At 67.6% G+C, this 924-nt stretch carries 1 protein-coding gene; it reads right to left on the bottom strand.

Annotated features, from left to right (window positions below):
• On the bottom strand, window positions 1-924 hold a 924-nt coding region (locus G6O54_RS36935), incomplete at both ends, for an Ig-like domain-containing protein (protein WP_205679188.1).

Raw genomic sequence — 924 nt, 5'->3', positions numbered from 1 at the left:
GCCGCCGGCCGCGCGATCGTGAGCTGAACCTGCTGCCCCACGTCCACGGCCCCCAGCGCGAAGCTATCCGCCTGCCCCGTGCGCGTGACCGCGCCGGCAATCGTGGCCGTGAGCACCTTCGCGGTGCTGTCTGGCAACAGCTCTGGGGTCCCCGATACGACAAGCTGGACCGGGGGAACCACAGCCAGGACGCGAAGCCGATACTCTCCCGTGTAGGTGTAATATTGCGAGACCCGGATCAGATAGGTGCCCGTCGCCGGCAGCACGAACGACGCCTCGTTCCGGCCCTCGTAAGACGAGTAGGAGCCGAGGTAAGATCCGTCGGGGCCGGTGATCTGATACTGAAGGCCGGTGTAGGACGGATCGCCCGGATTCTCCGTAGCGAACTCGATCTCCTGGCCGGCGGTGCCCGCGAAGGACCAGTAGTCGGTATCCAAGTAGCTCGATATCGAGCCGCGTCCGGCGGCGATGCGAAGGCCGGGGGGCCCCTCGACGAAGGTCAGCGGCGTGGCGAGCGTGGAGGTGTTATTGGGCTCCGCTTCGGAGGTATAGCCGGGCAGGGCCACGACGTCGAACGTGCGCGTCGAGGCGACGGGGTGATTGCCCACGCGATCGGCCAGGCCCGTGCCGAGCGTCAGGCGATATCGCCCCGCGCCGAGACCGCCGGCGATGTCGAAGCCAACGGTCGTCCCGCCGTCGTAGGAGCGTAGCGTCAGGGCGACGGTCACGTCATCCCCGTTGCCCAGGACCCCATCCGGCCCAGCCCCGAGCAGCGAGATTCCGGTTGACGAGGTCAACGTCGTCGGGTCCAACGGCTCGGTGAAGGTCAGCGTGAAACCTGCAATCAGGCTGGAGGTGCTTTGGCCTTCCGCCGGGAGGGTGGTCGAGACCAGCCGCGGGGCCACGTTGTCGGTCAGCCGGATG

Origin of the sequence: Aquisphaera insulae (assembly GCF_011064615.1) — a bacterium.
Taxonomy (GTDB): domain Bacteria; phylum Planctomycetota; class Planctomycetia; order Isosphaerales; family Isosphaeraceae; genus Aquisphaera; species Aquisphaera insulae.
The sequence above is the reverse complement of the archived record's forward strand: the minus strand, read 5'-3'. Positions and strand labels throughout refer to the sequence as shown.